Raw genomic sequence first — 7,169 nt, forward strand, 5'->3', positions numbered from 1 at the left:
TCGGCTCCTCAGGCGTGGTAGCGACGCTGGACGACACGGAAGCGGTTGGCGACGAAGGCCGAATCCGAGTACGAGGCGTTGGCCGAGGGGTTGCCGCCGGTGCCGTGGTAGTCCGAGAAGGCAGCCGACTGGTTCACGAAGACGCCACCCGTGAGATTGATCGACAGCGCGACCTTGCCGCGCCAGGTGGCCTCGGTCATGGCGTCGATGACGTCCTGCCGGGTGGAGTAGAGGCCGACCGTCAGCGCGCCATGGGTGCTGACCACGCGCTCGGACAGCGCGATGCCGGCGGCGGTGTCGGCGACCTTGACGATGAAGCTGATCGGGCCGAAGCGCTCTTCCATGTAGGCCTTCTCGTCGGCCGCATCGCAGGCGAGCAGCGCCGGGGTGCGCACCTTGGCGCCGGGGAACTCGGGGTTGTCGAGCTTCTGCGAGGCGAGCACGACCTTGCCCAGTGCGCCGCTGTTGGCGATGTCGATGCGCTCGGCGGTGTCGGCGGACTGGATCGCGCCGAGCACAGCAAAGGCGACTTCGGGCTTGGACAGGAAGCGCTCGACCGAGCGGGCGAGGTCGGCGCAGAACTCGTCATAGCTCTTGTGGCCGTCCTCGGTGTCGATGCCACCGGCGGGCACGAAGATCGCCTGCGAGGTGGTGCACATCTGGCCGGAGTAGAGCGACAGCGTGAAGGCGAGGTTGTTGAGCATCGCCTTGTAGGCGTCGGTGGAGTCGATGACGATGTTGTTCACGCCGGCGAGCTCGGCATACACCTGGGCCTGGCGGCAGTTGTCGATCAGCCACTGGCCGAACACGTTGCTGCCGGTGAAGTCGACCGACTTGACCGCCGGATGGGTGGCGAGCGCCTGGGTCACGGTGCGCTGGGTGGCGACGCACAGCGAGACCAGGTTGGGGTCGATGCCGTTCTCGGCGAGCACGGCGCGGATCGTGCGCACGGTGATGGCGGCCGGCAGGATGGCGTTGCTGTGCGGCTTGACGATCACCGCGTTGCCGGTCGCCAGCGCCGCGAACAGGCCCGGGTAGGTGTTCCAGGTCGGGAAGGTGCCGCAGCCGATCACCAGGCCGACGCCGCGGCCGACGATCTGGAAGTGCTTCTTCATGACCAGCGGCGGGTTCTTGCCCTGCGGCTTCTCCCAGGTGGTCTCGGCCGGCACGAAGCTTTGCTCGCGCCAGGCGTAGGTCACGGCCTCGAGGCCGCGGTCCTGGGCGTGCGGGCCACCGGCCTGGAAGGCCATCATCCAGCCCTGACCAGAGGTCATCATCACCGCATGGGCGATCTCGAAGCTCTGCTTGTTGAGGCGGTCGAGGATCTCCAGGCAGATGCCGGTGCGGCCGTCGGCGCCCACCGCCTGCCAGCCCTGCATCGCCTCGAGGCCGGCGGCGATCAGCGCATCGGGCTCGCACACCGGATAGCTGACGTCGAGCGTGATGCCATAGGGCGAGGACTCACCCCCGTGCCAGCCGGTCTGGCCCGGCTGATCCAGCTCGAAGCGCTTGCCCAGGTGGGCCTCGAACGCGCGCTTGCCATCGTCCGGCGCCGTTTCGCCATACAGCTTGGGGCTCGGCATCTCGGGGAACGGGGACCAGTAGCCGCGCGTGGCGATGGCGTTGAGTGCGCCTTCCAGGGTGGCGCGATGCTTCTCGAGCAGGGGGTGGGTCATTGGTCTCTCCGGGTGGGGGTCTTGTGCTTTAAACGATACAAATGGATTTGGTCTATGTCAATCATTGGTATCTCGTTTATGGTGTCGGATCGTTCTTTGTTCTGTCATGCAGAACTTATTTCAGAAAACGTAACTATATAAAAATCAGATTGTTAAGTATCACATGAGAATCATTCATCATTTTTATGAAAGGTAATGAATAATCCTGTCGCTTGCGATGGCATTGATTCGATACCTTTGTGATACAAATAGTCGTTTGTAAGGTATCATTTAAAAGGCATCACGATGATGCTTGCTGAAACGCTGCGCCGCAGCATCGTGAGCGTTCGCTCTGCGCGCCTGCCCGGACACCCAGACCATGCCCACGACCACACCGCTTCACGCTGCCCGCAGGGGTGCTATGCGCAATCCGCTGGAGCCGATAGACTTCGCGCCCGCAAGTGCCCAAACCCGTCAATCCGTGACCACTTCCATTCAGGACCGCCTCGACGCATTTCGCAAGCAGGATCGCGTGCAGGCGAGGTCGCTGATCATCTCGGCCTTTGGCGACGCGGTGGTGCCGCGCGGGGGGCGCATCTGGCTGGGCAGCCTCATCCGCCTGCTCGAGCCGCTGGGATTGAACGAGCGACTGGTGCGGACCTCGGTGTTCCGGCTTGTGCGCGACGAGTGGCTGCGCAGCGAACCTTGCGGTCGGCGCACGGACTACCTGCTCACCGCTTCCGGACTGCAACGCATCGAGGACGCCTCGCGCCGCATCTACGCATCGACCGCCCAGGGCTGGGATCGGCGCTGGCGCCTGGTGGTGACGGTGGGCGAACTCGCTGCGAAGGATCGCGAGCGCTTGCGCCGGGCCTTGTTCTGGCAGGGTTTCGGCACCTTGAGCGGCGACTGCTTCATTCATCCCAGCGCCGACCTGATTGCGGCCTTCGACGCCCTCGTCGGCGAGGGCCTGGGCGGGCTCGTGCCCAAGCTCAAGCCGCTGCTGGCGGCCGATGCCGCGCTTGGCACGGCGGCAAGCGACGCCGAGCTGGTGCACGCGGCGTGGAATCTCGAAGGGCTGGCCGCGACCTATCGAGACTTCGTCGAGCGCTACCAGCCCGTCCTGACGCAGCTGCGCGAGGGCGCCTGCGACGACGAGAGCGCCTTCCTCGGCCGGATGCTGCTGATTCACGACTATCGCCGCCTGCTGCTGCGCGATCCCGGTCTGCCGGACGTGTTGCTCGCCGCCGACTGGCCCGGGCAGCGCGCGCGCCTGCTCTGCCGCGAGCTTTACCGTCGCCTGCTGGCGCCGTCCGAGCGCCATCTGGAGACGCACTTCCAACTGGCCGATGGGCGCACGCCCGAGGCTTCGCCGCGCCTGTTCGAGCGCTTCCAGGACGCCGATCCGCTGAGCGACGCAGGCTGATCCCCCGCTTTGCGGCGCGGCCCACCGACGCGCGGTGCGCCTGCGCCGGATCAGGCAAAGCGTCCGCACGGCGGCGACCTGCTGGATTCCGCCCTCAATCTTCCTTGCGCCGCAGTTCCACCAGCGGCACGACATCGGGCATGTGGATGCGCTTGCGTCCCGGCTCGACCGCCGTCAGCGGCGTGGTCTCCTGCATCGTCGCCAGGCTGCGGCGCGAGAGGTCCTGGTAGGTCGCAGTGCCCTCGCTCTTCCAGCGGATCTCCTCGTCCGACAGCGCACGGATCACCTTCGCCGGCATGCCCGCGGCCAGCACCCGTGGCGGGATCTCGACGCCGGCCTTGACGAAGGCCGACGCGGCAACGATGGACGCCTCGCCGATCACCGCGTTGTCCATGATCACCGCGTTCATCCCGACCAGCGCATTGCGTCCCACCCGGCAGCCATGCAGCACCGCGCCATGGCCAATGTGGCCATCTTCCTCCACGACCGTGTCGGTACCGGGGAAGCCATGCATCACGCACGTATCCTGGATGTTGGAGCCGCGCTCGAGGATGAGCCGCCCGAAGTCGCCGCGCAGGCTGGCGCAGGGGCCGACGTAGCATCCCGGACCGACGATCACGTCGCCGATCAGCACCGCCGAGGGATGTACATACGCGGTCGGATCCACGACCGGCACGATGCCGTCGATTGCGTAGACTTTCAGTTGGGTCATTGCTGTTCTCCGCTGTTTGGGCTTATGTTACATATAAAGAAAATAATTCTTCAATAAGTAATTTTATGAACAGTGCCCTCATGAACGACGAACTCGACGGCAAGCATGGCGTGCAGTCCCTCGAAGTGGGCATGAGCATCCTGCGCGCGATGGTCAGCGGTAAGCGATCCATGATGCTCAAGGACATCGCGCAGGCTGCGGACATGCCCCCTTCCAAGGCCCATCGCTACCTGGTCAGCCTGATCCGCTCGGGGCTGGTCGAACAGGACCGGCTCACCTCGCGCTACGACCTCGGGCCCTTCGCCCTCAATCTCGGCCTCGTCGCCCTCGACCGGGTGGACCGCATCCGCCTCGGCCTCGCCGCGATCAGCGAACTGCGCGACCTCACCAACGAGACCGTCGCCCTTGCGGTGTGGAGCGAGCGCGGCCCGGTCGTCGTGCGCTGGGAGCGGCCGCGGCGCCCGATCACGGTCAACGTGCTCACCGGCACCCACCTTAGCCTGCTCGGCTCGGCCGCCGGCCGCGTGTTCGCCGCCTGGTTGCCCGAGCAGCAGACCGATGCGCTGCTGCGCCAGGAGATCGAGTCGGGCAAGCTGGCTACCCCGGTCGCCAGCCTCGAGGAGGCGCGTCGGCTGCTTGCCGACGTGCGCGCACAGGGCCTGGCCGTCATCTCGAGCGGCTATTTCGCCCGCGGCGTCGAGGCTGCAGCCGGTCCGGTGTTCAACTTCAAGAACGAGATCAACATGAGCATTGCCGTCGTCGGCGTCGAGGGCACGCTCGATCTCGATCCCGAGGGGCCGACGCTGAGCGCACTGAAGCGCGCCTGCGCCCAGTTGTCGATCCGTCTCGGCTCGACCACCGCAGGCGCCAGCCTGCTCGACGAGCGTGCCGAGCCCTGAAGTCTAATCGATACATTTTTTTTGCTTGACTGGTTCTTTTGTATCACTTCTAATTCACAGAATCAGTTCTGCATTTCAGAATTACCGCCACCCGAGCGGGCGCCAACGACACGCCGGAACAGGCGCACCGGCATACGGCACCACCACTGGAGGAGACACCATGAAACTGCGTAATACCCTGCTGGCCGCCCTCGGCCTCGCCTTCGCCGCCACTGCCGCGCAGGCTGAAATCAAGGTCGGCGTCGTCGTGTCCGCGACCGGCCCTGCCGCCTCGCTGGGCATCCCCGAGCGCAACACCGTGTCGCTGCTGCCGACCACCATCGGTGGCGAGTCGGTGCGCTACATCGTTCTCGATGACGCCTCCGACACCACGACCGCGGTCAAGAACGCACGCAAGCTGGTTGCCGAGGACAAGGTGGACGTCATCATCGGTTCCACCACCAGCCCGCCCTCGCTCGCCATGGTGGACGTCGCTGCCGAGACCCAGACGCCGATGATCTCGATGGCGGCATCGGCCCGCATCGTGGCGCCGATGGACGACAAGAAGCGCTGGATCTTCAAGACCCCGCAGAACGACCAGCAGATGGCCTCGGCGATCATCGAGCACATGGGCGCCAACAACGTCAAGAAGGTGTCCTTCATCGGCTTCGCCAACGCCTACGGCGAGGGCTGGTATGAGCAGTTCAAGAAGCTCGCTGATGAGAAGGGCATCGAGATCGTCGCCAACGAGCGTTTCAACCCTGCCGACACCTCGGTCACCGGCCAGGCGCTCAAGCTGATGTCGGCCCGCCCGGACGCGGTATTCATCGCCGGCTCGGGCACGCCGGCGGCGCTGCCGCAGAAGACGCTGCGCGAGCGCGGCTACAAGGGCCCGATCTACCAGACCCATGGCGTCGCCAACAACGACTTCCTGCGTATCTGCGGCAAGGACTGCGAAGGCACGCTGCTGCCGGTCGGCCCGGTGCAGATGGCGCGCAGCCTGCCCGATAGCCACCCGGTGAAGGCCACCGCGCTGGCCTATGTCGAGAAGTACGAGGCGGTCCACGGTCCGGGCTCGGTGTCGAGCTTCGGTGCCTATGCCTGGGACGCCGGCGTGCTGCTCGAGGCCGCCGTTCCGGCCGCGCTGCGGTCGGCCAAGCCCGGAACCAGCGAGTTTCGCGCTGCGCTGCGCGATGCGCTTGAGGGGGTCAAGGAAGTCGCCGGTGCGACCGGCATCTACACGATGAGCGCCGAGGATCACCTCGGCCTCGACGAGCGCTCGCGCGTGATGATCGAGATTCGCGATGGCCAGTGGTCGCTGCTGAAGTAAGCGCCTGAGCGGGAGCGGGGCGCGTGAGCGCCTCGCTCCCGCTTTGTTTTGCCGGCATCGCCGGCGCGAGTGAGGAAGAGCGGCCGGCGGCCAATGGTGGCCGGCACGGATGGGGCATATCCATGGATGCAACAATTGCACTGATCCTGGGCCAGGACGGCATCACCAACGGCGCGATCTACGCGCTCTTGGCGCTGGCCCTGGTGCTGGTGTTCGCGGTCACGCGGGTGATCTTCATCCAGCAGGGCGAGTTCGTGGCCTACGGCGCGCTGACGCTGGCGATGATGCAGTCGGGCACGCTGCCGGCCACCGTGTGGCTGCTGGTGGCGATGGGCGTGCTGGTGACGGTGTTCGATGGCGGCCGCGCACTCAAGGCCGGCCAGATGCAGCGTGCCGCGGGCGTGGCGGGCTGGAACCTGGCCTACCCGCTGGCGCTGGCCGGGCTGCTCTGGGCGCTGCCGGCCAATGAACTGCCGCTGGCGCTGCAGGTGATCCTGACGCTGGCGATCGTGGTGCCGATGGGGCCGATGATGTATCGCCTGATGTACCAGCCGATCGCCTCCGCCCCGGTGCTGATCCTGTTGATCGTCTCGGTGGCGCTACACATCACCATGGTGGGCCTGGGGCTGCTGTTCTTCGGCGCCGAAGGGCAGAGAACGCCGTCCTTCAGCGACGCCAGCTTCGAGCTCGGCCCGCTGATGGTCTCGGGGCAGACGATCTGGGTGCTGCTGGTGTCGGTGCTGCTGATCGTCGGGCTGTACCAGTTCTTCGAGCGCACGCTCTACGGCAAGGCGCTGCGCGCGACCGCGATCAACCGCGTCGGCGCGCAGCTGATGGGCATCTCGCCCGCGCTCGCGGGCAAGCTCACGTTCTTCCTGGCCGCCTTCATCGGCGCGCTCTCGGGCGTGCTGATCGCCCCGATCACCACGATCTACTACGACACCGGCTTCCTGATCGGCCTCAAAGGGTTCGTTGCCGCCATCATCGGCGGCCTGGCGAGCTACCCGCTGGCCGCGGCCGGCGCGCTCGTGGTCGGGCTGCTCGAGGCCTTCGCCTCGTTCTGGGCCAGCGCCTACAAGGAAGTCATCGTGTTCACCCTGATCATTCCCGTGCTGCTGTGGCGCTCGCTGCGTAGCCACCACGTGGAGGAAGAAGAATGAGAACCGAC

General features: G+C 66.1%; 6 protein-coding genes. 4 read left to right on the forward strand and 2 right to left on the reverse strand.

Annotated elements, in window-relative coordinates; all coding sequences use genetic code 11:
* Nucleotides 1–8: 8 nt before the first annotated feature.
* Complete coding sequence (gene paaN, locus ACMV5O_RS19535) at nt 9–1,676, reverse strand: phenylacetic acid degradation protein PaaN (protein ID WP_416165021.1); 1,668 nt, start codon at nt 1,674–1,676, stop codon at nt 9–11.
* Between the two features lie 460 nt (nt 1,677–2,136).
* Here paaN and paaX point away from each other — a divergent pair, with 460 nt between their 5' ends.
* Complete coding sequence (paaX, locus tag ACMV5O_RS19540) at nt 2,137–3,081, forward strand: phenylacetic acid degradation operon negative regulatory protein PaaX (RefSeq protein ID WP_416165022.1); 945 nt, start codon at nt 2,137–2,139, stop codon at nt 3,079–3,081.
* Between the two features lie 94 nt (nt 3,082–3,175).
* Here the strand turns inward: paaX and paaY are convergent, their stop codons facing one another.
* On the reverse strand, nt 3,176–3,793 hold the full coding sequence (gene paaY / locus ACMV5O_RS19545) for a phenylacetic acid degradation protein PaaY (protein ID WP_416165023.1): 618 nt from the start codon (nt 3,791–3,793) through the stop codon (nt 3,176–3,178).
* 80 nt (nt 3,794–3,873) lie between these two features.
* On the opposite strand from paaY, the gene ACMV5O_RS19550 reads away from it, so the two are divergent.
* From ACMV5O_RS19550 to ACMV5O_RS19560, 3 genes are all read left to right on the forward strand, one after another.
* A complete protein-coding gene (locus ACMV5O_RS19550) occupies nt 3,874–4,692 on the forward strand; it encodes an IclR family transcriptional regulator (RefSeq protein ID WP_416165027.1) in 819 nt (272 codons plus the stop codon).
* 160 nt (nt 4,693–4,852) lie between these two features.
* Nucleotides 4,853–6,001 (forward strand): ABC transporter substrate-binding protein, encoded by a 1,149-nt coding sequence (locus tag ACMV5O_RS19555; protein WP_416165024.1) that lies wholly within the window; start codon nt 4,853–4,855, stop codon nt 5,999–6,001.
* 122 nt (nt 6,002–6,123) lie between these two features.
* Nucleotides 6,124–7,161 carry a branched-chain amino acid ABC transporter permease gene (locus ACMV5O_RS19560; protein ID WP_416165025.1) on the forward strand — a complete coding sequence of 346 codons (1,038 nt, stop codon included), beginning with the start codon at nt 6,124–6,126 and terminating at the stop codon, nt 7,159–7,161.
* Nucleotides 7,162–7,169 lie beyond the last annotated feature (8 nt).

The sequence above is a fragment of the Thauera sp. WH-1 genome, from assembly GCF_047806685.1.
GTDB lineage: Bacteria > Pseudomonadota > Gammaproteobacteria > Burkholderiales > Rhodocyclaceae > Thauera.

Excerpts from the sequence above, each read along its gene's own strand:
- ACMV5O_RS19555 (WP_416165024.1), top strand. The coding sequence starts at position 4,853 with ATGAAACTGCGTAATACCCTGCTGGCCGCCCTCGGCCTCGCCTTCGCC.
- ACMV5O_RS19550 (WP_416165027.1), top strand. The coding sequence starts at position 3,874 with ATGAACGACGAACTCGACGGCAAGCATGGCGTGCAGTCCCTCGAAGTG.
- ACMV5O_RS19560 (WP_416165025.1), top strand. The coding sequence starts at position 6,124 with ATGGATGCAACAATTGCACTGATCCTGGGCCAGGACGGCATCACCAAC.
- paaN (WP_416165021.1), bottom strand. The coding sequence starts at position 1,676 with ATGACCCACCCCCTGCTCGAGAAGCATCGCGCCACCCTGGAAGGCGCA.
- paaY (WP_416165023.1), bottom strand. The coding sequence starts at position 3,793 with ATGACCCAACTGAAAGTCTACGCAATCGACGGCATCGTGCCGGTCGTG.